This window comes from Bradyrhizobium sp. USDA 3311, from assembly GCF_054062495.1.
The window spans coordinates 1,358,205-1,380,665 of sequence record NZ_JBSSFI010000001.1 but is presented as its reverse complement, the minus strand read 5'-3'; the positions used below and the strand labels follow the sequence as shown (position 1 = coordinate 1,380,665).

At 60.9% G+C, this 22,461-nt stretch carries 20 protein-coding genes and 1 tRNA gene; 10 read left to right on the top strand and 11 right to left on the bottom strand.

The window, feature by feature from the left end; translation table 11 throughout:
• Nucleotides 1–112 precede the first annotated feature (112 nt).
• From ACVWW6_RS06535 to ACVWW6_RS06520, 4 genes are all read left to right on the top strand, one after another.
• Nucleotides 113–1,225: a tetratricopeptide repeat protein gene (locus tag ACVWW6_RS06535; protein WP_456680379.1), complete on the top strand. Its 1,113-nt coding sequence runs from the start codon at nucleotides 113–115 to the stop codon at nucleotides 1,223–1,225.
• Nucleotides 1,226–1,640: 415 nt separating this feature from the next.
• Nucleotides 1,641–2,405: a hypothetical protein gene (locus ACVWW6_RS06530; RefSeq protein ID WP_456680378.1), complete on the top strand. Its 765-nt coding sequence runs from the start codon at nucleotides 1,641–1,643 to the stop codon at nucleotides 2,403–2,405.
• Nucleotides 2,405–3,271, top strand: a complete 867-nt coding sequence (locus ACVWW6_RS06525; protein WP_456680377.1) for a hypothetical protein — start codon at nucleotides 2,405–2,407, stop codon at nucleotides 3,269–3,271. Before ACVWW6_RS06530 ends, ACVWW6_RS06525 begins: the two co-directional genes overlap by 1 nt.
• On the top strand, nucleotides 3,268–5,769 hold the full coding sequence (locus tag ACVWW6_RS06520) for an RAD55 family ATPase (protein WP_456680376.1): 2,502 nt from the start codon (nucleotides 3,268–3,270) through the stop codon (nucleotides 5,767–5,769). Before ACVWW6_RS06525 ends, ACVWW6_RS06520 begins: the two co-directional genes overlap by 4 nt.
• 15 nt (nucleotides 5,770–5,784) lie before the next feature.
• On the opposite strand, the gene ACVWW6_RS06515 is transcribed toward ACVWW6_RS06520, so the two are convergent.
• The 9 genes from ACVWW6_RS06515 to ACVWW6_RS06475 form a co-directional block, all read right to left on the bottom strand.
• Nucleotides 5,785–7,125 (bottom strand): DNA methyltransferase, encoded by a 1,341-nt coding sequence (locus tag ACVWW6_RS06515; protein ID WP_456680375.1) that lies wholly within the window; start codon nucleotides 7,123–7,125, stop codon nucleotides 5,785–5,787.
• Between the two features lie 646 nt (nucleotides 7,126–7,771).
• Complete coding sequence (locus ACVWW6_RS06510) at nucleotides 7,772–8,044, bottom strand: BQ00720 family protein (protein ID WP_011083553.1); 273 nt, start codon at nucleotides 8,042–8,044, stop codon at nucleotides 7,772–7,774.
• Nucleotides 8,045–8,095: 51 nt separating this feature from the next.
• Complete coding sequence (locus ACVWW6_RS06505; protein ID WP_011083554.1) at nucleotides 8,096–8,521, bottom strand: Hsp20 family protein; 426 nt, start codon at nucleotides 8,519–8,521, stop codon at nucleotides 8,096–8,098.
• A 298-nt stretch (nucleotides 8,522–8,819) separates the two neighbouring features.
• Nucleotides 8,820–9,905 (bottom strand): sn-glycerol-3-phosphate import ATP-binding protein UgpC, encoded by a 1,086-nt coding sequence (locus ACVWW6_RS06500; protein WP_028172487.1) that lies wholly within the window; start codon nucleotides 9,903–9,905, stop codon nucleotides 8,820–8,822.
• Nucleotides 9,906–9,925: 20 nt separating this feature from the next.
• Nucleotides 9,926–10,774, bottom strand: a complete 849-nt coding sequence (ugpE, locus tag ACVWW6_RS06495; RefSeq protein WP_304549955.1) for a sn-glycerol-3-phosphate ABC transporter permease UgpE — start codon at nucleotides 10,772–10,774, stop codon at nucleotides 9,926–9,928.
• Complete coding sequence (ugpA, locus tag ACVWW6_RS06490) at nucleotides 10,774–11,655, bottom strand: sn-glycerol-3-phosphate ABC transporter permease UgpA (RefSeq protein ID WP_028172488.1); 882 nt, start codon at nucleotides 11,653–11,655, stop codon at nucleotides 10,774–10,776. Before ugpA ends, ugpE begins: the two co-directional genes overlap by 1 nt.
• Nucleotides 11,656–11,704: 49 nt before the next feature.
• Complete coding sequence (ugpB, locus tag ACVWW6_RS06485; protein WP_011083558.1) at nucleotides 11,705–13,021, bottom strand: sn-glycerol-3-phosphate ABC transporter substrate-binding protein UgpB; 1,317 nt, start codon at nucleotides 13,019–13,021, stop codon at nucleotides 11,705–11,707.
• Nucleotides 13,022–13,391: 370 nt separating this feature from the next.
• Nucleotides 13,392–14,594 carry a CaiB/BaiF CoA transferase family protein gene (locus ACVWW6_RS06480; RefSeq protein ID WP_456680374.1) on the bottom strand — a complete coding sequence of 401 codons (1,203 nt, stop codon included), beginning with the start codon at nucleotides 14,592–14,594 and terminating at the stop codon, nucleotides 13,392–13,394.
• Nucleotides 14,595–14,772: 178 nt separating this feature from the next.
• Nucleotides 14,773–15,198 carry an organic hydroperoxide resistance protein gene (locus ACVWW6_RS06475; RefSeq protein ID WP_011083560.1) on the bottom strand — a complete coding sequence of 142 codons (426 nt, stop codon included), beginning with the start codon at nucleotides 15,196–15,198 and terminating at the stop codon, nucleotides 14,773–14,775.
• 152 nt (nucleotides 15,199–15,350) lie between these two features.
• Between ACVWW6_RS06475 and ACVWW6_RS06470 the strand changes: the two genes are divergently transcribed.
• On the top strand, nucleotides 15,351–15,812 hold the full coding sequence (locus ACVWW6_RS06470) for a MarR family winged helix-turn-helix transcriptional regulator (RefSeq protein ID WP_038965150.1): 462 nt from the start codon (nucleotides 15,351–15,353) through the stop codon (nucleotides 15,810–15,812).
• 69 nt (nucleotides 15,813–15,881) lie between these two features.
• Here ACVWW6_RS06470 and ACVWW6_RS06465 read toward each other — a convergent pair.
• A tRNA-Ala gene (locus tag ACVWW6_RS06465) sits at nucleotides 15,882–15,957 on the bottom strand.
• 99 nt (nucleotides 15,958–16,056) lie between these two features.
• A complete protein-coding gene (locus ACVWW6_RS06460) occupies nucleotides 16,057–16,467 on the bottom strand; it encodes a TIGR02300 family protein (RefSeq protein WP_011083562.1) in 411 nt (136 codons plus the stop codon).
• Between the two features lie 161 nt (nucleotides 16,468–16,628).
• On the opposite strand from ACVWW6_RS06460, the gene aroA reads away from it, so the two are divergent.
• The 5 genes from aroA to ACVWW6_RS06435 all read left to right on the top strand — a co-directional run bounded on the left by aroA (nucleotide 16,629) and on the right by ACVWW6_RS06435 (nucleotide 22,407).
• Nucleotides 16,629–17,966: a 3-phosphoshikimate 1-carboxyvinyltransferase gene (gene aroA, locus ACVWW6_RS06455; RefSeq protein WP_038965151.1), complete on the top strand. Its 1,338-nt coding sequence runs from the start codon at nucleotides 16,629–16,631 to the stop codon at nucleotides 17,964–17,966.
• On the top strand, nucleotides 17,963–18,601 hold the full coding sequence (cmk, locus tag ACVWW6_RS06450; RefSeq protein ID WP_011083564.1) for a (d)CMP kinase: 639 nt from the start codon (nucleotides 17,963–17,965) through the stop codon (nucleotides 18,599–18,601). The genes aroA and cmk overlap by 4 nt, the downstream gene beginning before the upstream one ends.
• A 266-nt stretch (nucleotides 18,602–18,867) precedes the next feature.
• Nucleotides 18,868–20,574: a 30S ribosomal protein S1 gene (rpsA, locus tag ACVWW6_RS06445; RefSeq protein ID WP_027546860.1), complete on the top strand. Its 1,707-nt coding sequence runs from the start codon at nucleotides 18,868–18,870 to the stop codon at nucleotides 20,572–20,574.
• 375 nt (nucleotides 20,575–20,949) lie between these two features.
• The gene (gene sppA / locus ACVWW6_RS06440; RefSeq protein WP_011083566.1) at nucleotides 20,950–21,930 is read left to right on the top strand and encodes a signal peptide peptidase SppA; all 981 of its coding nucleotides are present in this window, start codon (nucleotides 20,950–20,952) and stop codon (nucleotides 21,928–21,930) included.
• 171 nt (nucleotides 21,931–22,101) lie between these two features.
• A complete protein-coding gene (locus ACVWW6_RS06435) occupies nucleotides 22,102–22,407 on the top strand; it encodes an integration host factor subunit beta (protein WP_008539997.1) in 306 nt (101 codons plus the stop codon).
• Nucleotides 22,408–22,461: the final 54 nt, after the last annotated feature.

The following is a 22,461-nucleotide window of genomic DNA, read 5'->3' as shown; positions in this document are numbered from 1 at the left end:
CGTTCGAACCGAAGCCGCGCCATCTGCGACTTATTTTGCAGCCGGGCGCTGTGATACTTCGTCACCACGTCCACCGGCGACCGGCACGGCTTCGGCGCAGGAATTTTGAGATATGGTTTGCGGTTCGATCGGCCGGGTCTTCGGCCTGCTTTGCTCGGTCACCATCGCCGCCACGGCCATGGCCCATGCCGACGAGGCATCCAACGACCGCGTCATCGCGGAAAAGACCGAGATCATTGCAGCCGATCCGGCCAACGCGGTCGCCTACGAGCTGCGTGGGGAAGCTTACTACCTCAAGCATGACTGGACTCGCGCTTTCGAGGATTGCAGCACTGCGATACGGATCGATCCGAATTTCGGGCGGGCCTATAACTGCCGCGGTCGCGCCACTTCTGCCAAAGGCGATCGCGATCACGCCATGGCCGACTACAACGAGGCCATTCGCCTCGATCCCGGCTACGGACCGTCCTATACCTCCCGAGCGCAGGAATATTTCAACAGGCGCGACTTTGACCTCGCGATCGCTGGGTTCACCGAGGCGATCGAACGCAGCCCCAAGCAAGCCTACCTTGCGCTCGTCATGAGAGGGGAGGCGTATGCGGCGAAGGGCGACACCGATCACGCCGTCGCCGATTACACCGAGGCCATGCAGCGTAATCCGGCGGCCGCGTGGCCCTACGAGCTGCGCAGCAGCATCCATCTCAAGAGGGGCGAGATCGATGCAGCTCTCGCTGACTGCGATAGCGCCATCCGTCTGGAGCCCGCAAGTGCCGGTGGCCACTATTGCCGGGCCATGGTGTTCCTGAAAAAGGACGATGCCGACAGCACCATCCGGGAGCTGGATGACGTCATCAGGATCATGCCGTCTTTCGAGAGAGCCTATCTCGTTCGAGGCGTCGTCCTACACGGGAAGGGCGACGACAAACGCGCCCTTGCCGATCTCGACGAAGCGATTCGGTTACAGCCGGGGAATTTGGACGCCTACAAAGATCGCGCCGGTGTGTTTCGGGACATGGGACAGCACGCCCGCGCGCTCGCCGACTACAACGAGGCGCTTCGACTCGATCCCAAAAACCAGGATACGTTGGTCAATCGCGGTCTCCTCTACATGATGATGCCCGACCCCAAACATGCGCGCGCGGATTTCAACAGCGTGCTCGCGCTGCCGCCGGACGACAAATGGGCCACCGACACGGCGCGCGAAGGGCTTGGCTTTCTGAAATGACACGCGGGCAGGGCGCGCCGTAGCCTCACACTCCGTCATTGCGAGCGCAGCGAAGCAATCCAGAATCTTTCCGCGGAGAAACTGGCCGTGCCTCACGCAAGTGCCAGCAAAAGCCTGAAGTTCAGGTGAGCCACCTGATGCAGGGACTAGAAAAGTGGCGCCCAGTAAAGGATTGCGATGGCCTGGACTTTTTGCAAATGTTATCAATGCCTTAGAGGCTCTTATTCCTACCGTGTTACACAGCGCCGTGACAAGGTCTCTCTGCACAGCACAATTTTCGTGAACCAGTCTTTTGGCTACCTCCGAGGTAGAAGTCCGATGTGCAGCGGCGGGGCGGTAACTATGACGCCCACGATAGACACCATATACGATGCACGTTATGCGTGTTGCGCAGGCTGGGGGAGAGAAACGAATAATGGCGCTTCGCGTACGGCCGAACCATTTACCCGAGATTATCTATGATAAAATCCAGAAGGACTTATCCTCCGAATTGCTAAGAAATGCCCTCTTAGATGCATGCGAGGCCGTGGGTGCGGTCGGCATGGTTGCTGAGTTCGACGCGCATTGTGAGCGCAATCCTCTTGCAGGGGGCACCGTAGCGTTGGCACCGGGTGAGTTACTAGGTCACGTAAAGCCGGAGCAAAGAACGATTGCTCACATCGCAAGGGAGCTTAGTATCGACCCGGCGGAGGTAGCGTTTTTGTTCCAAGGCTTGGCCGGCGAGCTGACCAAGGTTGATAATGACTTGGCAGCTGAGTGGTTTACCGAAGAGATCGTTAACGGACCGGGTCAGAGCATAAGTCTCGCACGACGAGTTGCTTGGCTTTTTCGAACAGACCCTCCCGCCGGGGATCCTTTTTTGTGTGACGTCGAATGCCTACCTTGGAATCTCCGGCTGCCGGTTTGTGCAAATCTTGCCGGTAGAACTCCTCCAACCGCGAGCCTCGATTGTGTTGGATTTCGCGTGCCGGCTTCTTGCGTGACCAGCGCAAGCCAACCAACAGTCTTCGATGCTGGCTTCGAGGCCGCTTTGCACTATTGGTCGCCCGGCGGCAAAACCATCCCTCATCCTCATCGCCCCGCTACTTGTTCGGGAGCGTTCGATGAAATCGTAGCGGAAACACCTATGTTGCGAGAGGTGTCGCCAGAATTCGTACGTTTTAAGAGCAAAGTTTCGTGATGGCCAAAGAACCGAAAAACGATCTCGCTAGGACAATCGAGGTAGCCATCGATGATCACGTCGCCGCTGTGGAGGATCCAAAAGGTTTCTCCAAACTTGACGTACTGTTGGCAACCCTCCGCGATGGGCAAACACCCAACGATCTCATGGAGGTTTCCCTTCTGCAAATTTTGCCAAAGGTGCAACCCGCTGGCGAACGGGCATGGGAGGCCCTGCGATTGATCGTCGAAGCCGCAACGATCAAATCAGCCAAACTTTCGACAGCTGTAATGCGGATACTTGATCAACAGGGCGAACCAACGGACGGCCTTGCGCGATTCCAGGCCTTCTTAGTCGTCAGGGCTTTAGGGGGCGCGTTGGTGCGTCGCCGGCTGGATGAGGAGCGAGCGCTCTATTCCGAGCATCGACCGCTCTGGGTGGATCTTGTCATCTCCTCGCTGAAAGGAATGCCCGATCACATCGTTGCGTTTCTCGAACAACAAGCAAGCCAAGGGGCACCACAATTCACTTGGCGAGATATCATCCGTCGCTTGCCGTTCCTGTTTCGCTTACTGGGCGATGACTTCAATCGGGCAATCGTACGGATAACTCACGCCATACCGAACGCAGCGGGTAAGGCAAAGCTCGCCGAAATTGTCAATAAGTCCTTCAATATCAACCCACTTGTAGAGCAGAACCCAAGCTTAGAAGATCAACAGGCACCTCAAAAAAGGTTCGGCAGGCTTTCACGGTTGACCCGCGCTGCTGAGCGAGGGCCGCATGCTTCGCGCAGCATGGACCGCGTGTTCAAGGACGTGTTGTCGGCTGGCATGTCCAACTTGAAACACCAGAAGAACATTCAGGCGGCTTACGGAATTCATCCATGAAGCCCCGCCTAGGCTCAGACGCCTTCTTAGGCTCCACGCCGTTTGGCAAGGCGTCGAACATCATCATTGATGGATGGTTCGCTGCAGCTAAATTGTTCACTGAGACGCTTCCTACTGAATGGGAGAGCGATCATTTTGTCGAGTCTGTGAGCAGTTGCTTCTCTGGGCTTGGTAGACTCGCGACCTTTAATGATCCGCACCTCGCTCAGGGTCCTTACGGCAGTGTTCGTCGGACGCGAAGCGACAGCAAGCGACGGGCAGTGATCACCCGGCCGTACTTGCTCCTTACGAATGACTTTAACGATGAAGCGGTGTTCCACAGTCTTTATGCTTTCGAGATCGACGGCCCAGATAGCTTCAATCGGCCGAGACAACTGCTCTTTTCGCCGCTCTACTTTCTGAGGCGAATGTTAACGTCGCCAGAATTTCTCACCAGCGATGCTTATGCGCACGCAATCATTCGCGCTGAGATTTTTTCGCTCAGCCTAGGCTGGCCTGTACGGCGCCGGCAGGAAGGATCCGCCGAGGACCAGATCAAGGAGATAATTGGCTTCGAACGCGTTGCAGCCTCATTGCATAAAGCTGAAGCCTATCGCAGCAACGGTGATACCTTCTATCTGGCGGATCAGACCGACGTAATAGTCGGCCATTTGCTCGCCTCTCTCGGCATGGCTTACTATTCGTTCGCGCCAAATTCTTCGACTTATACTTCAAAGAGAGCGCATGAATTTCCTATTTTGGGCCGCGATAGTTATGTGGCGGGAAAACAGTTAGCCCCTGCTGAAGGGATGACATTTGAGATTCGCTTTATCGACAACATTGAGCGTCTACCATCTGCATCGTCCGTCATGAACTTGCTCGATGGAATCCCGATCCCTATCCCCGGTGCTGATGCTATCTTCGCTGGCGGACTACGCCTTTCGAAAGCAAGAGGGGTTGTCGCTCGCGTATCGGGCGCATCGGGCACAGGCAAAACAAGTCTGGCGCTGGGAATTGCGACCGCCCTCGCCCCGCTAGGAACGCGGACTTGCTATCTATCATGCGAAGAGGATCCCCGCGATCTTGCTCAGCGCATTCTTACGCTCACGCCGCCATTCGTCGCACGCACCTCAAGTTTCGCTAACCTCGATTTTTCGGACTGGTTTGCAGCAATCCATCTTGACAGCTCCGACCCAGAAGAGAATCGCGAGCAGATTTTCCAATTCATACAGCACGTGCAATCCACGGCCGAACAAAATGGCATAGACCTTACGGAAGATCGCTCACCAGGCTACACGCCCTTCTTTGTCGTTTTGGACGGCGTTCACGAGCTGATCAATCGACCAGCATTGGAAGGAACCGACGAAGTCGGTGACATGCGAGAGCTAGTAGAGGCTTTTCGCAACCTTGGCGTCTTCGTCATGATCCTGACTGCTCAAACTGGCGAAAGAGCGCTTCAGGAGCTAGATTACCTTGTCGATGTGGTCCTCACACTGGAGCACGAAGATAGATCCAGTATTGCACAGGAGCCCAAGCGAAAACTGGTGCTTCATAAAACTCGTCTCCAGCATTCGTGGCCGGGTGCCCACCAGCTGCATATTTCGAAGCGTGACGGCATAAAGCTCTATCCGCAATTGCCCGCTCAGCTTGAACAATTTGCCGGATGGCGGTGGCAAACAATTCGCCGCTCCCGCTACTTCGATATGTTGCTGACGGGAGTTCGGGTCGGACCACAGTTGAAAGACGTTCCATCGCTCGTCCGGATCTTCGAGAGATCTCAAGTCCTGATCTCCGGTAAGGGAAGCTCTGGCAAGGCCGGTTTCGGTCTGAAGCTCTTAGCTTCACCAATCATCTCAGAGGACGAAAGCGAACCTGGCGTTGGCTTGTTTGACGTCGAAGACACTCGCATGCCGAAACGTCGAATTCTCGTAGTCTCGTTTCTGTATCCGCCTGAATATTACCAAGGCTTGCTTGACAATATTTCTCAGCAAGGAGCGGACCAATTATCCTTTGAAACGCAAGAGTCCGAAGTTGAGACTTTGTCTTTCTATCCGGGCTTTATCACCCCGGAGGTCCTAGTCTCTAAGATCGTCACAAAACTTAAGTCCGCTGACCTCCAAGGAATTCCTTTTCACGGTGTACTGATAGATGGTCTTCATAACGTTTTTCTTCAGTTTCCTCGCCTGCAGGAGAACGTACTATTTTGGCCGGTCTTGTATGAAACCTTTCGCGTTCTCGGCCTCACCGTCGTGACTACTCACACACATTTCGCTGTTAAGGGCATGGACGCTAATCCGCTTTACGGTGCAGATGTAAATCTTGTCACACACCGAATTGCTCCTCTACTCCAAGCGATCGTGAACGCGGCGGATTTTTATCTCAACATTTCTCAACCTACTGAGGACCATATCGTCAGTTCGCCGATTGAACTCGTCAGTGCGCTTGCCCAGCCCATTCAACAGCAGCCTTATTTCTGGAATTCACAGGCGCTGATGGTCGAGGTCCGCTCCCGGCGTTAACCTCGCCTGCGGCAGCTATGTGCGCGGCTTCCGCAGAACGATTAGAGTTTCAGCAAGACCGGGCCTCCCACCCTGCTGAGGGGCGACTCTCATAGATCGGAACGGTTCCTGGCTCAGCACCTGAAATCCCAAGTCTGCGGACAGAGCGCTTAAGATCGGGGCTGTGGGAATTTTCACGTCTGCGTATCTGCTCTCGCCAACGACCATAAATACCTTCCCCCGAGCCGAAAGTCGGCCGTAGATGGAATGCAAGATGGTGCGCATGTCGGCGAAATAAGCACCAATCATTGCGGGAATATCTCTGTGCCAGAGTTCGTTCCGCTGTTCCTGAAGCTTTGCCAAAACCGCGGTCAGAAGTTTGGAGCCATTTGGAGGAGCCGCATAAACGCGCTGTAGCTGAACGTGAGAGCTTAACGTTCTTGCTCGCAATTCAGCATTGCTAGCCCTAGAATTCAAATACCCGAGGGTCCACAGCTCGACATTATACACGTCAGTGTAGTCCGCCGAGTTCGGGTAGGGCGGAGAGAATACGACAAGATCTATTGGCTCTGACTTAGCTGTAAGCAAACGCGCGTCGCCTCTCAACAACGAATAATCTCGTACAGGACGGCTTCCAAACAGCTTAAGGTCCGCTTCTGCGCCCTGTACCAGTTCGGAAAATAGCCGATCAACGTCTTGAGTCTTTGTCAGGCGATCCCGCCATCCTCCTCTGTAGCGCCGCCCTTTTCCGCTCACAGTGACGTTGCTGACTGGGATGGCCACGGAACCGAGCAAGACCTTGAACAGTCGTCGAAGCCGCTCATCGCGAACGAGGTCTATTGCAGATCGAAATTGCAAAAGCCGCTTGAGAATTGCTCGCTTGTAGATGAATTTTGAATCTACACCAGGTTCTACAAATGTAGCCGGCGCATTCCGTTTGAACGCGTTCAAGTCCGCCGACACCTCCATATCATCAACCCTGGCGATCAATCTATTAAAGGCACCTCGGAGGGCGGGCAGATGGTACGTGCTCAACTTTGCTTCGATAAGGTCGCTCAAATATGGATTGACCTCGATGGTCGTCGGGCGAATGCCAAGAAACTGGCAAGCAAGCGCGGAGGTTCCAGAACCACCAAAAGGGTCGAGGCACGTAGCAACACGGATATCGCTCTCACGCACAGCCCTAGCAATCAGCTCGGGAGGGAAGGCCTCTTTGAAATGCCTCCAACCTTGGAAGGGAATTTCAGGTGCGCCTGCATTCGTTCCTATCGATGCGATCGACCGGTTTCCTAACCAGCTTTCAAATAGATCTGCTGGCTCCGAAATGCTGAGAGTCGAAAGCTTTCCCTCGATTTGAATACTATCAATCGCTTGCATGTCATCCGGCCTGCCCTGGACAACCTTAGCGAGCCCGCAAGGTTGGGCAAGGGAAAAGGCGATGCAGCAATCGCCGGAAGCAAGAACGCTGTGGGTCCTCCGCAGCTAAGCAGTATCTTGGACGACAACGATATCTTGGCCACCTACCGGGAGTTTTCGCTCTTCACCGTTCTGTTGGCCTTATGGAAGCTAGCTGCCAGCAGGCTAGTTGGCCGCCCCGGCAGTTATTCAAGTGGGGGGCTCTTACCTCAGACGTGACCTCTTGGCAGCGGCTTCGAGATTCCCCCCTGCCTTCTTCAATTTCCTACATTGACACTCTTCATCAGGCTCCTATGCGTTGAGCAAATAGCGTTCACCTGAGTCCTTTTGACTCACGTGGCTCCTCTTGCTCTGCCACTCCTCCGAAAAATATGGTGACAACACTCTTCGGCTAAGTTTTCGCGGGCCATCATCGAAAGGGAAGTAGCTGGGAAGCGCTTCGCGCCTACCTCCTCCGCAAGCGGTAGAGGCTGATGGGGCCTACGGCTCGATCAAGCCAATCTGAAGCACATTCGGCTCTGGAAAAAATGCATGCCCAAAAACAGACGGGCACGCCTTCGTGCGAAGGCATGCCCGCTGAAATCCTATTCGTGCGACGCGCGTGCGCTCAGTGCACGCTGACGGCTTGCAGCTCGTTGCTCCAGGCGTTGGCGACCGCGGCTTCGCGGCTGTCGGTCAGCATGATCGGCGTGCCATCGGCGGCGTGGAGCGCGAAGAGCTTCAGGCCGGGCGCAATCTTCGGAGCCTCGGGGAACAGCCCAGGCACGTCCTCGGAGCGGATCTGCTTCACATAGGCGATATGGCCTTCGCCGAGGGTTGCCAGCGTCTCCGGAGAGACGTTCTTGGCTTCGTATTCGAACGCAACGTGACCTTCACTCATGGTCTCGACTCCTTCACAGAAACTAAGCGGTCGAGTCCGCTACTCGTTCCATTATTCGTGCTCATTGATAGCGATTGTCTTAACGATCCTCTCCGGTTCAGGCCGGGCCAGGTCGATCGACAACAACCCGTTCTTCAGATCCGCACCCAGCACCAGCATCCCCTCCGCCAGCACGAAGGTGCGCTGGAAGTGACGCGCGGCGATGCCGCGATGGATGTATTGCCGGGTCTTGTCGTCCTGCTGCCGCCCGCGGATCACGAGCTGGTTTTCCTCAATGGTTACATCGAGTTGGTCGCGCGTGAATCCGGCGACCGCCAGCGTGATGCGCAAACGCTCGGGCTGGCCGTCCGACCGGTCGCACCTCTCGATATTGTAGGGAGGGTAACCGTCGGCGCCTTTGACGACCCGATCGAGCACGCGCTCGATCTCGTCGAAGCCCAGAAGGAACGGACTGGAAAGCGTGGGAACACGAGACATAGTTTACAAAGTCCTCTCGAAGCGACTTTGGCATTTCAGGGCCCGGAAGCGGCGCCCCTTGGTCAGCAATATGGGCATATCCCCGTGGTGGTTCAAGGACGTAGCGCTGGGCTGTGGATTCATTGCTTCCAGCGGCGCCTGGCCCAACATCGCATAGATGCTCCAGGATCATCGTAGCCGGGAGCAGCCCCGGGTCATGACGAATCTGACCGACGATTTATCCCAATGAAAACAGGCCCCTTCTACTGTGCATGGGGTTGTTTTCGCGGTTTTTGATCGAGCGGCCCCGCGGAACCGCTCAGGCCTCCAGCCGCGTCCGCCCGTCGTCGCTGAAAAGGTGCAGCTTCGGCCGTATCGCGGCGACCCGGATTCTTGCCCCGATCGCTGGTGCCTCGGTGCCGGGGATGCGGACGATGACCTCGCCGGGCGGCAGCTCGCCGGGCGTGGCGGCGACCCGCTGGTCTTCCTGCTCGCGGGAACCGTAGACGAAGGTCTCGGCGCCGACGCGCTCGATCGCTTCCACGGTGAGCGGCAGGGCGACGCCGCCGGCTGGGGTCTGGTCGGTGATGACGAAATCCTCCGGGCGGATGCCGAGGACGCCGGCCTCAGTCGCACTGCCACCGAGCTGCGATTTGATCTCGTCGGAGCGCGTCGACATCAGATTCATCGGCGGTGCTCCGATGAACGAGGCGACGAAGGTCGTGGCCGGCTTCTCGTAGATCGCCAGGGGATTGCCGACCTGCTCGACCTGTCCGCCGTTCATCACGACGAGAACGTCGGCGAGCGTCATCGCCTCGAGCTGGTCGTGGGTGACGTAGATCGAGGTCGTGTTGAGCCGGCGCTGCAATTTGCGGATCTCGACGCGCATCGCGATGCGCAGCTTGGCATCGAGGTTCGAGAGCGGCTCGTCGAACAAAAACACCTTCGGCTGGCGCACGATGGCGCGACCCATCGCGACGCGCTGGCGCTGGCCGCCGGAGAGCTGGCGCGGCTTGCGCTCCAGCATCGAGGTGAGCTCGAGCACGCGCGCGGCTTCCTCGACGCGGGTCTTGATCTCGGCTTCCGCCATGCCGCGGTTGCGCAGGCCGTAAGCCATGTTGTTGTAGACGCTCATATGCGGATAGAGCGCGTAGTTCTGGAACACCATCGCGATGTCGCGATCGGCGGGCTCGATCTGGTTGACGACGCGGCCGCCGATGTCGATCTCGCCGCCGGTGACGGTCTCGAGCCCCGCAACCATGCGCAGCAGCGTGGACTTGCCGCAGCCGGAGGGGCCGACCAGCACGCAGAACTGCCCGTCGGCGACATCGACGTTGACGCCTTTGATGGCCTCGAAGCCGCCGGTGTAGGTCTTGCGGACATTGCGCAGGGTGACGTTAGCCATGAAAACTCACTTCCAAGAACCTACTTTTCCGTCTCGACCAGGCCGCGCACGAACAGTCTCTGCATGGCGACGACGACGAACACCGGCGGCAGCATGGCCAGCACGGCGGTCGCCATCACGATCGGCCATTCGGTCAGCGCGTCGGTGGTGGTGATCATCTTGCGGATGCCGACCTGGATGGTCTGCATGTCGTCGCGGGTGGTGATGAGCAGCGGCCAGAGATATTGATTCCAGCCGAGGATGAACAGGATCACGAACAGCGCCGCCATGTTGGTGCGCGACAGCGGCAGCAGCGTGTCCCAGAAGAAGCGCAAGGGACCGGCGCCGTCGATGCGCGAGGCCTCCAGCAATTCGTCCGGCACGGTCATGAAGAACTGGCGGAACAGCAGCGTCGCGGTGGCCGATGCGATCAGCGGCAGCGACAGGCCCGCATAGCTGTCGAGCATGTGCAGGTCGGCGACGATCTTGTAGGTCGGATAGATGCGGACCTCGACCGGCAGCATCAAGGTGATGAAGATGATCCAGAAGATCGCCATCCGGAACGGAAAGCGGAAATACACGATCGCATAGGCCGAGATGATCGAGATCGCGATCTTGCCGATCGCGATCGCCAGCGCCATCACCAGCGAATTGAGCATCATGTTGCCGACGGGCTCGCGGGTCGAGCCGCTCGTGCCGACGAAGATGGTCTGGTAGTAGACCTCGAAGAAGTGCCCGCCCGGCAGCAGCGACATCTGCCCGTTCGCGATCAGTGCGTTGTCCTGGGTCGAGGCGACGATCGCGATGTAGACCGGGAATGCGACGATCGCGATCCCGATCCAGAGAATGAAATGGGCGACGTAGCGCCTGATGCCCTCGTCCTCGACCATCAGTAGGTCACCTTGCGTTCGACGAAGCGGAACTGGATTCCCGTCAGCACGATGACCATGACCATCAGGATCACCGATTGCGCCGCCGAGCTGCCGAGATTGCCGCCGAGCAGGCCGTCGGAATAGACCTTGTAGACCAGCGTGACCGTCGATGTTCCGGGCCCGCCGCGGGTCATGGTGTCGATGATGCCGAAGGTGTCGAAGAAGGCGTAGACGATGTTGACGACCAGCAGGAAGAAGATCGTGGGCGACAGCAGCGGGAAGGTCACGGTCCAGAACCGCCGCATCGGCCGCGCGCCGTCGATCGCGGCGGCCTCGAACACGCTTTTCGGGATGGCTTGCAGGCCGGCGAGGAAGAACAGGAAATTATAGGAGATCTGCTTCCACGCGGCGGCGAGGATGATCAGCGCTGCGGCCTGGTTGCCGTCGAGCAGCGGATTCCAGTCGACGCCCAGGCCGCGCAGATAGCGCGAGAGCACGCCAAGCGAGGGATGCAGCATGAAGATCCAGAGCACGCCGACCACGGGCGGCGCGACCGCATAGGGCCAGATCAGGAGCGTGCGGTAGAGCATCGAGCCGCGCAGCGGCTTGTCGGCCATCACGGCGAGCAGCAGCGCAAAGGACAGCGACGAGACGGCGATCGCGAACGAGAAGAAGAAGGTGCGGACGATCGCCTCGAAATAGGCAGGATCCCTGAACAGCTCGATGTAATTGTCGAACCAGACAAAGGTGCTCGACAGACCAAAGGCATCCTGGAGCAGGAAGGACTGGATCACCGCCTGCAGGGCCGGCCAGTAGAAGAAAATCAGGACGATCGCGAGCTGCGGCGCAACCAGCGCGTAAGGCAATAGCTTTGACTGGAAAATGGCTTGCTTTTGCATGATGTCAGCAGAAGCGGCAGGCCGGGTCGCGGCCTGCCGCTTCGATGCCTCACTTCACAGCGGTCTTTTCGAACTGCCGCAGCATCGTGTTGCCGCGTTCGACAGCGGCGTCGAGCGCCTGCTTGGCGGTCTTCTTGCCGGCCAGCGCCTGCTCGATCTCTTCCGACCAGACGTCACGCAGCTGCACCATGTTGCCGAGGCGCAGACCGCGCGAGTTCTCGGTCGGCTCCTTGTTGGTCAGCTCGAGCAGCGGGGTCTCGAGATAGGGCTGGTCCTTGTAGAAGCCCTCGGCCTTGGCCTTCTCATAGGCCGCCTTGGTGATCGGCAGATAGCCGGAGGCCTTGTGGATGTAGACTTGGCGATCGGTGTCGGAGAGGAACGTCAGGAATTTTGCGACGCCCTTGTATTCCTCGGCCGACTTGCCGCCCATGACCCAGAGCGAAGCGCCGCCGATGATCGAGTTCTGCGGCGCGCCCTTGACGTCGGGATAATAGGGCATCGGCACGGCGTTGAAGTTGAACTTGGCCTGTGCCTTGACGTTGCCGAAGAAGGCCGACGACGTCAGGTAGATCGCGCACTCACCCGAGGTGAAGCGGCCTTCGCCGGTGTTGGTGCGGCCGGCGTAGTCGTAGGTCTTGTCCTTCTGAAGTTCGACCAGCTTCTCGAGATGCTTGACCTGGAGCGGGCCGTTGAACTCGAGCTTGGTGTCGAAGCCGTCGAGGCCGTTCGCCTTGGTCGAGAGCGGCACGTTGTGCCAGGCGGAGAGCTGCTCGAGGTTGACCCAGGTGATCCATGAGCCGGAGAAGCCGCAGGTCGGATGACCGTTGTCGTGCAGCTTCTTGGCGACCTCGAACACTTCGGGCCAGGTCTTCGGGATCTCGGCGTTGACCTTCTTGAACTCGTCGAGGTTGACCCACATCACGGTCGAGGACGAGTTGAAGGGGAACGACAGCATCTCGCCCTTCGACGTGGAGTAGTAGCCGGTGATGGCGGGCAGATAGATCTTGGGATCGAACTTCTCGCCGGCGTCGGCCATCAGCTTGTAGACGGGCTTCACGGCGCCGGTCGCGGCCATCATGGTCGCGGTGCCGACTTCGAACACCTGCATGATGTGCGGCGCGTTGCCGGCACGGAACGCGGCGATGCCCGCGTTCATCGTGTCGGGATAGTTGCCCTTGTAGGTCGGGATGACCTTGTAGTCGCTCTGCGACGCGTTGAAGTCGGTGGCAAGCTTGACGATGACGTCGTTGTTGGCGCCGGTCATCGCGTGCCACCACTGGATTTCGGTCACGGCCAGGGCCGGCGAGGCCGACATGCCGACCGTGATTGCAAATGCGGCAGCCGCCCCAAAGTGTCGAAGTGCCATCAAGAAAACCTCCCTTGGCCGTCAATAAAGAAGCGCTTGCGCTAGCAGCGCCATATGACGTTCACATGACTGTGTAAGCGGCCGAAACGAAAGCGGCAAGCGTTGGAAAAGGGAAGCCGTCAAATAGGCGAATGCGACGCGGACAGCCTCGTCCGTTCGCGCTGCACACGCGTGGGTCGCGCCGCAGTGCGGCATTGCTCGTGTGAGGTCGACGATCAGGCCGCGGGCTCCAAAACCTCTCCCGCTTGCGGGAGAGGTCGCGCCGAAGGCGCGGGTGAGGGCTCTCTCCTCTGGGGGATTGTCCCATTGCGGAGACACCCTCTCCCCAACCCTCTCCCGCAGGCGGGAGAGGGAGCGCAGCATCGTTGCCCTAGCGCTTGCGCTCGGGGCCGCAGACCGTGCCCTTCTCGACCATCGCGTCGATCTCGGCCTTGGAATATCCGAACTCGCCCAGCACCTCCGCCGAGTGCTGGCTGAATTTCGGCGGCAGCCGGCGCAGGCTCGGCTTGCTGCGATCGAGCCGGATCGGCGAGGCGACGCCCTTGTACCAGTCCTTCTCGATAATATCGCCGCGGTAGATCGTGTGCGGGTTCGTCAACGCCTGGTCGATCTTCTGCACCGGGCCCGCGGGCAGGCCCGCCGCGAGCAGGCGATTGCAGAGCGGCTCGGCCTCATGCTGGCTGAACACCGCGGCAAGCTCGGCGCGCAGCGCCTCGCGATTGGCGATGCGGTCTTTGTTGCGTGCAAAGCGCGGATCGGTGCCGAGCTCGGGCTTGCCGATCTCCTTGGCGAGCTTGCGGAAGGTGCCGTCATTGCCGACGCCGATGAAGATGTTGTCGGTCCTGGTCGGGAAGATCGCGTAAGGCACGAGATTCGGATGCTCGTTGCCGGTGAGGCCCGGCGGCTTGCCATGCATGAAATAGTTCGCGGTGTGCGGATGCATGATGGCAAGGCCGGTCTCGTACAGCGTGGTCTCCAGGAACTGGCCCTTGCCCGAGCGCTGCCGCTCCGACAGCGCCATCAGGATGCCGATCGCTGCATAGAGGCCGGTCGTGATGTCGACCAGCGGCACGCCGATCCGCATCGGGCCGCTTTCGGGCGAGCCGGTGGCCGCGATCATGCCGGTCATGGCCTGGATGATGGCATCATAGCCGGGATTGCCGCCGCGCGGGCCGTCGGCGCCGAAGCCGCAGATCCGGCAATGCACGAGGCGCGGGAATTTCTCGCGCAGCACCTCGTTGCCGATGCCCCATTTCTCCAGCGTGCCCGGCTTGAAATTCTCGATCAGGACGTCGGCCGTCTCCAGCATCTTGAGCAGCACGACGCGGCCGCCCTCGGAGGCGAGGTCGAGGCCGATCGAGCGCTTGTTGCGGTTGATGCCGATGAAATAGGCCGCGTCCTCGTCGTGGAAGGGAGGGCCCCAGTCGCGCACCTCGTCGCCGGCGGGCGGCTCGACCTTGATCACGTCGGCGCCATGGTCGGCGAGGATCTGGGTGCAGTAGGGGCCGCCGAGCACGCGCGTGAGATCGACGACGCGCAGTCCGCTCATTGCACCCATAACGGCTTCAGTCATGCCTTCGCTTCCCCTGTGTCGATCGTTGGATCACAGGCCTAGCGAGGTTTATTTGCGCCAGCAATGGCGCCGGGCGTGGAGCCGTATGCGCCGCGGCGCGGCCATCCCGCGAGGTGGCAAATTCAAACGAAAGCGGCCGGCCCGAGGGGGATCCCGGGCCAGCCAATCCGCCGTTTGATCAGACGACCGTCAGGCGAACGTCGACATTGCCGCGCGTGGCATTGGAATAGGGGCACACCTGGTGCGCCTTCGCGACCAGCGCCTCGGCTTCGGCACGGGCGAGGCCCGGCAGCGAGACGGCGAGGTCGATGTCGAGGCCGAAGCCGCCTTCGGAGCGCGGGCCGATGCCGACGGTCGAGGTAACGGCGGCGTCGGCGGGAACCTTCGGGCCGCCCTGCGAGGCCACGAACTTCATCGCGCCGATGAAGCAGGCGGCGTAGCCGGCCGCAAACAGCTGCTCGGGATTGTTGCCGGCGCCGCCGCCGCCGCCGAGCTCCTTCGGCGTGGTGAGCTTGACGTCGAGCGCGCCGTCGAGGGTCGCAGCATGGCCGTCGCGGCCGCCGGTGGCTTTTGCGCTGGTCTTGTAAAGGACGTTCACGGACATTTTCGTCTCCCTGGGTTTCGGTGGGGTGCGATGTCTATCGCAGACAATTAGATTGTGCGCAATTGAAAATGCGACGTCTCACATTTAATTGTTCGCAATTGAATGTACGGCGGCGCGGCCCCACAATGCGGACAAACCTCGTGAGATTCTCCATGGCTCGGAAACCATCGGCAGCGGACGCGCCGCTGCGGCTCGACAACCAGATCTGCTTCGCGGTCTATTCGGCCGCGCACGCCTTCAATCGCGTCTACAAGCCGCTGCTCGACCGCCTCGGCCTGACCTATCCGCAATATCTGGTGATGCTGGTGCTGTGGGAGCGCGACGACGTGCCGGTCAAGGACATCGGGGAGAGGCTGTTTCTGGATTCGGGCACGCTGACGCCGCTGCTGAAGCGCCTCGAGGCCGCCCACCTCGTCAAGCGCACCCGCTCGAGCGAGGACGAGCGCCAGGTGCTGATCGCGCTGACGCCGCAGGGCCACGCGCTGAAAGACAAGGCGCGCGCCGTGCCGCAGTCGATCCTGGCGGCGTCGGACTGCTCGGTGTCGGAGCTGGTGGCGATGAAAGACGAGATCGTCGCGCTGCGCGACCGGCTCAATGCGGTGATCGGGGAGTAGTTGAGATTTAATTCAAAGCCCGCCTTCGCCCTGCGGGCTTCGGCGCGGCAGCCCTCGCTTCGCGAAGGCTGGTGGAGCCAGGCGGGATCGAACCGCCGACCTCTTGCATGCCATGCAAGCGCTCTCCCAGCTGAGCTATGGCCCCTTAAGTCTTCCAGTGGGGAGGATCCTGGGGGATCCGTCCCGGCCGGCGAGCCCTAGGCGACTCGCGCGGTGCACCCTTTTTCACAGATCAGGGCTGATCTCAAGTCTCTTCATCGCCCCCGACATCACCAATGATGTCGGTAACGTCCTCATCGCCCTCTTCTTCGTCGGCGATGAATGTCGAATCATCGTCATCGTCGTCGTCGAGGGTCTCGTCGACCTCGATATCGTCCTCCGATTCGGGCACGACGGCCTTGACCTTGCCGGTGTTCTCCTCGGCATCGGCCTCCTCGAGGGAGACCAATTCCTCGGCCTCCGCCGGCTCCGGCGTGGTGTCCGCGGCCGCTGCGTGGCGAGCTTCGGCGCCGCGAGTCGTGCGCGCAGGCGCCACGGGCGCGATCGGGACCACTTCGCCGGTATAGGGCGAGATCACCGGATTCTTGTTGAGGTCATAGAACTTCTTGCCCGTGGTCGGGCAAATACGTTTGGTTCCGAGTTCGGACTTGGCCACGGCAGAGGAATCCTGGGAATGTCTGAAAAGCGGTGTTTCACTTGGCTAGTTGGCGGCCCGCTGTCAATAGCGCATTACGGGAGAAAGACATGCCGGTGACGGGGCGCGGACCATGTGGTACCTGCGCCCCAGCTCTCCGGAGCACATCCAAGGACACAATCTTGACCCATTCCGACCAACCGAGGCCGCTTCAGTCGCGCGCAAACGGTCCCCTGACCGGGAAAGTACGGGTGCCCGGGGACAAGTCGATCTCCCACCGCGCCCTCATCCTGGGCGCGCTCGCGGTCGGCGAGACCCGGATTTCGGGCCTGCTGGAGGGCGAGGACGTCCTCAACACCGCCAAATCCATGCAGGCGCTGGGTGCCAGCGTCGAGCGCACCGGCGATTTCGCCTGGAAGGTGCAGGGCGTGGGCGTCGCAGGCTTCGCCCAGCCCAAGGCGGCGCTGGATTTCGGCAATTCCGGCACCGGCTGCCGGCTGGTCATGGGCGCCGTCGCCGGCTGCCCGATCTCGGCGGTTTTCGACGGCGACGCCTCGTTGCGCAGCCGTCCCATGCGCCGGATCCTGGACCCGCTCGAGAAGATGGGCGCCAGGGTCGTCTCCGGCGGCGAGGGCGGCCGTCTGCCGCTGACCCTCCAGGGCGCGCGCGATCCGCTGCCGATCACCTACAAGACCCCGGTCGCCTCGGCTCAGATCAAATCCGCCGTGCTGCTCGCGGGCCTCGCCGCCCCGGGCACCACCACGGTCATCGAGAGCGAGGCCAGTCGCGACCACACCGAGCTGATGCTGAAGCACTTCGGCGCCGACATCACCTCCACCAAGGAGGGCCAGCACGGCCGCCGCATCACCCTCGTGGGCCAGCCCGAGCTGCATGGCGCCAATGTCGTGGTGCCCGCCGATCCCTCCTCGGCGGCCTTCCCGGTCGTTGCGGCGCTGATCGCCGAGGGCTCCGATGTCGTGCTGTCGGATGTCATGACCAATCCGCTGCGCACCGGCCTGTTCACCACGCTGCGCGAAATGGGCGCTTCGATCGAGGAGAGCGAGGTGCGCGGCGATGCCGGTGAGCCGATGGCGCAGCTGCGCGTGCGCGCGTCGAAGCTGCGCGGCGTCGAGGTGCCGCCGGAGCGCGCGCCGTCGATGATCGACGAATATCTCGTGCTGGCGGTGGCGGCCTCCTTCGCCGAAGGCACGACCATCATGCGCGGCCTGCAGGAGCTGCGCGTCAAGGAATCCGATCGCCTGGAGGCCACCGCCGAGATGCTGCGCGTCAACGGCGTCAAGGTCGAGGTCTCCGGCGACGATCTGGTCGTCCAGGGCCGCGGTCACGTTCCCGGTGGTGGCACCGTCGCCACCCACATGGACCATCGCATCGCGATGTCCGCGCTGGTGATGGGCTGCGCCTCCGACCAGCCCGTGACCGTCGACGACACCGCCTTCATCGCCACCAGTTTCCCGGATTTCATTCCGATGATGCGTTCGCTTGGGGCCGAGTTTTCATGATTATCGCCATCGACGGGCCCGCGGCCTCGGGCAAGGGGACGCTCGGCAAGCGTCTCGCTCATCATTACGGTTATCGTCATCTTGATACCGGCGTGATCTATCGCGCGGTCGCCTATGCCCTGATGCAATCGGGCCACGATCTCCGCGACGAGGCGGCCGCGGTTGCGGCGGCGCTGGAATTGGATCCGGAAAAGTTCGGCGATCCCGCCCTGAAGACCCAGAAGGTCGGAGAGGGCGCCTCGATCGTCTCGGCGATCCCAAGGGTTCGCGAGGTCCTGGTCAATTTCCAGCGGCAATTCGCCGCCGATCCGCCGGGAGCGGTGCTGGACGGCCGGGACATTGGAACCGTGATCTGCCCCCATGCCGACGTGAAGATCTTTGTCGTGGCGGACCCCAAGGTCCGCGCCCGCCGCCGCACCATGGAGGCCAAGGCGCGGGGCGAGGCGGCGGACGAGGCGGCCGTGCTCGCCGACATCATCCAGCGCGACGAACGCGACAAGAACCGGCCGATTGCGCCGCTGAAACCCGCACCCGATGCTTACTTGCTAGATAACTCCCAACTGGATATAGAAGGCGGCGTCCGGGCCGCCATCGACATTATCGAGGCCGTCCGAGCGGGCCGGTCGCGGGGTTAAGCCGCAGCCGTCATTGGAGGAAGCGCCCGCTCCCGCTCTTTGAGGTCGATACCCCGGTCCGCCTGTTTCGGGACCGGTGCGATCGAGGCTCCGGACAAAGATTTCCACGTATCGAACGCGCGGGCCTCAGCCGGCCCGCTTCCGCCGTTCCGGTGCCAGCCGGGGCAGCAAGCGGTCGCTCGAAGGTCTTGCGGACCTTCCGACACTGCGCGTGCGATGCGCCCATGAACCCAACGGCCGGCAAGACATCCGCAACTGGAGAACAAATGGCTTCGACTTCTGCTGATACCTATAGCCCCTCGCGTGACGATTTCGCCGCGATGCTCGACGAGTCCTTCGCAGGTGGCAACCTGCAGGAAAGCTCCGTCGTCAAGGGCAAGGTGGTTGCAATTGAAAAGGACATGGCCGTCATCGACGTCGGCCTGAAGACCGAGGGCCGCGTCGCCCTGCGCGAATTTTCCGGCCCCGGCCGTGACAGCGAGATCAAGGTCGGCGACGAGGTGGAAGTGTTCCTCGATCGCATCGAGAACGCCCTCGGCGAAGCCGTGCTGTCGCGCGACAAGGCGCGCCGCGAAGAGAGCTGGGGCAAGCTCGAGAAGGCGTTCCAGAACAACGAGAAGGTCAACGGCGTCATCTTCAACCAGGTCAAGGGCGGCTTCACCGTCGACCTCGACGGTGCCGTGGCCTTCCTGCCGCGCTCGCAGGTCGACATCCGTCCGATCCGCGACGTTGCGCCGCTGATGAACAACTCGCAGCCGTTCCAGATCCTCAAGATGGACCGCCGCCGCGGCAACATCGTCGTCTCCCGCCGCACGGTGCTGGAAGAGACCCGCGCCGAGCAGCGCCAGGAGCTGGTGCAGAACCTCGAAGAGGGTCAGGTCATCGACGGCGTGGTCAAGAACATCACCGACTACGGTGCGTTCGTTGATCTCGGCGGCATCGACGGCCTGCTGCACGTCACCGACATCGCGTGGCGCCGCGTCAACCACCCGACCGAGGTGCTCTCGATCGGCCAGACCGTGAAGGTCAAGATCATCAAGATCAACCACGAGACGCACCGCATCTCGCTGGGCATGAAGCAGCTGCTGGACGATCCGTGGCAGGGCATCGAAGCCAAGTACCCGCTGGGTGCCCGCTTCACCGGCCGCGTCACCAACATCACCGACTACGGTGCGTTCGTCGAGCTCGAGCCGGGCATCGAAGGCCTGATCCACGTCTCCGAGATGTCGTGGACCAAGAAGAACATGCACCCCGGCAAGATCGTCTCGACCTCGCAGGAAGTCGAAGTGCAGGTGCTCGAAGTCGATTCCGTCAAGCGCCGCATCTCGCTCGGCCTCAAGCAGACCATGCGCAACCCCTGGGAGGTCTTCGTCGAAGGTCACCCGACCGGTTCGGTGGTCGAGGGCGAGGTCAAGAACAAGACCGAGTTCGGTCTGTTCCTGGGTCTCGAGGGCGACGTCGACGGCATGGTCCACCTCTCCGACCTCGACTGGAAGCTTCCGGGCGAGCAGGTGATCGACAACTACAAGAAGGGCGACATGGTGAAGGCCGTGGTGCTCGATGTGGACGTCGAGAAGGAGCGTATCTCGCTCGGCATCAAGCAGCTCGAAGGCGACCCCTTCGCCGAGCCGGGCGATGTCAAGAAGGGCGCGGTCGTGACCTGCGAAGTGCTCGAAGTGAAGGAGAGCGGTATCGAGGTGAAGATCGCCGGTACCGACTTCACCACCTTCATCAAGCGCTCGGAGCTCGCGCGTGACCGCAACGACCAGCGCGCCGAACGCTTTGCCGTCGGCGAGAAGGTCGATGCCCGCGTGATCCAGTTCGACAAGAAGGCCCGCAAGGTCCAGGTGTCGATCAAGGCGCTCGAAGTCGCCGAAGAGAAGGAAGCCATCGCGCAGTACGGCTCCTCCGATTCGGGTGCGACGCTCGGCGACATCCTCGGCACCGCGCTCAAGAACCGCGACAGCAAGTAAGCGAAACGTTCGTTTCGCTGACATCAAAGCCCCGGCGCGAGCCGGGGCTTTTTTGTTGCTCCATACTCAACTGTCGTCCCGGACAAGCGCGCTCAAAGCGCGCGTAGATCCGGGACCCATCACCACAGGGAGCGGTCTGGCGCGAGCTGGTAACTCCAAGTCTTCGCCAAACTCAATTCTGTGGGTATGGATCCCGGGTCAGCGCTCCGCGTCGCGGCGCTTGTCCGGGATGACGAGAAGCCTGTGACGGGGGCTCGGCCCGACCAGCACCAGCCTTGTTTTCTTCAAATTGCGCCGCAATTGATGTATCCAGATAAGCCGTTGGTCACGCCGTGACGGCACAACGCGCCTGGTCTTTCATTTGGAGATATTCCGATGTCGCTCGATTCGGACATCATCGTCGATCGTCGCAGGATCCGCCGCAAGCTGACGTTCTGGCGCGTCATGGCCGCGCTGATCGCGATCGCGGCGATTGCGGGCTTCGCGCTGATTGCGACGCCCGGCGCACGCGGCACGTTCGCAGCCGCCGGCTCGATTGCGCGGGTCCAGATCGACGGCCTGATCCGCAGCGATTCCGATCGCACGCAGGCGCTGGAGCGGCTGGAGAATTCGCAGGCTGCCGCCGTCATCGTTCACATCAACTCACCGGGCGGCACCACCGCAGGCTCCGAGCAGCTCTACGACTCGCTGGTCCGGCTCAAGGCGAAGAAGCCGCTCGTCGTCGTGGTCGAGGGTCTTGCCGCCTCCGGCGGCTACATCACGGCGATCGCGAGCGACCACATCATCGCGCAGCAGAGCTCGCTGGTCGGCTCGATCGGTGTGCTGTTCCAGTACCCCAATGTCACCGAACTCCTGAAGACCATCGGCGTCAAGGTCGAGGAGGTAAAATCCTCGCCGCTGAAGGCCGCGCCCAACGGTTTTGAGCCGACCAGTCCCGAGGCGCGGGCCGCGCTCGACGAGCTGGTGAAGGACTCCTACGCCTGGTTCAAGGGACTGGTGAAGGAGCGGCGTGGCATGGACGACACGCAGCTCGAGAAAGTGGCCGACGGCCGCGTCTTCACCGGACGCCAGGCGATCGATCTCAAGCTGATCGACCAGATCGGCGACGAGAAGACGGCGGTGACCTGGCTGGTCGAGCAGAAGGGCGTCAAGAAGGGGCTTTCGGTGCGCGACTACAAGCTTCAGTCGCGCTTCGGCGATCTGCCGTTCCTCAAGACGGCCGCTGCCGTGACGCTGGAAGCGCTGGGTTTAGGCTCGATTGCGCATCAAATCGGGCAAACCGGCGTCGCGCAGGCCGTTGACCGGTTCGGAATGGATGGAATGCTGGCCTTGTGGCAGCCGGCTGCGTCAAACTGACTGGGACAGGCGAGCGCTTAAGGGTTTTCTCGCCTGGCGAGTGTCGGGGCAGCCTGCTTTTTTGGCATTTGTCACGCATTTTCACGACGCTCAACCTTGATTTAGCGTCTTGACAGATCACGGTATTTTCACGGAAATGGTCATCCGCACGCTTCCGGGTCCTATCTCTCGATGATCAAATCCGAACTTGTTCAGCGTATCGCCGAGCACAACCCGCATCTGTACCAGCGGGATGTCGAGAACATTGTGAATGCGATTCTCGAAGAGATCGTAGCGGCTCTCGCACGCGGTGATCGCGTCGAGTTGCGCGGCTTCGGTGCCTTCTCGGTCAAGCATCGCCCTGCACGCGCCGGGCGTAATCCGCGCACCGGCGCCCATGTACCCGTCGATCAGAAGAGCGTTCCGTTCTTCAAGACCGGCAAGGAAATGCGCGAGCGGCTGAACCGCGACCATCCGGATCCCGGCGCGGCAGACTGAGGCCGGCGTCAGGGTTTCCCGCGGTCGCTCAAGATGCGGCCGGAAGCTTGATTC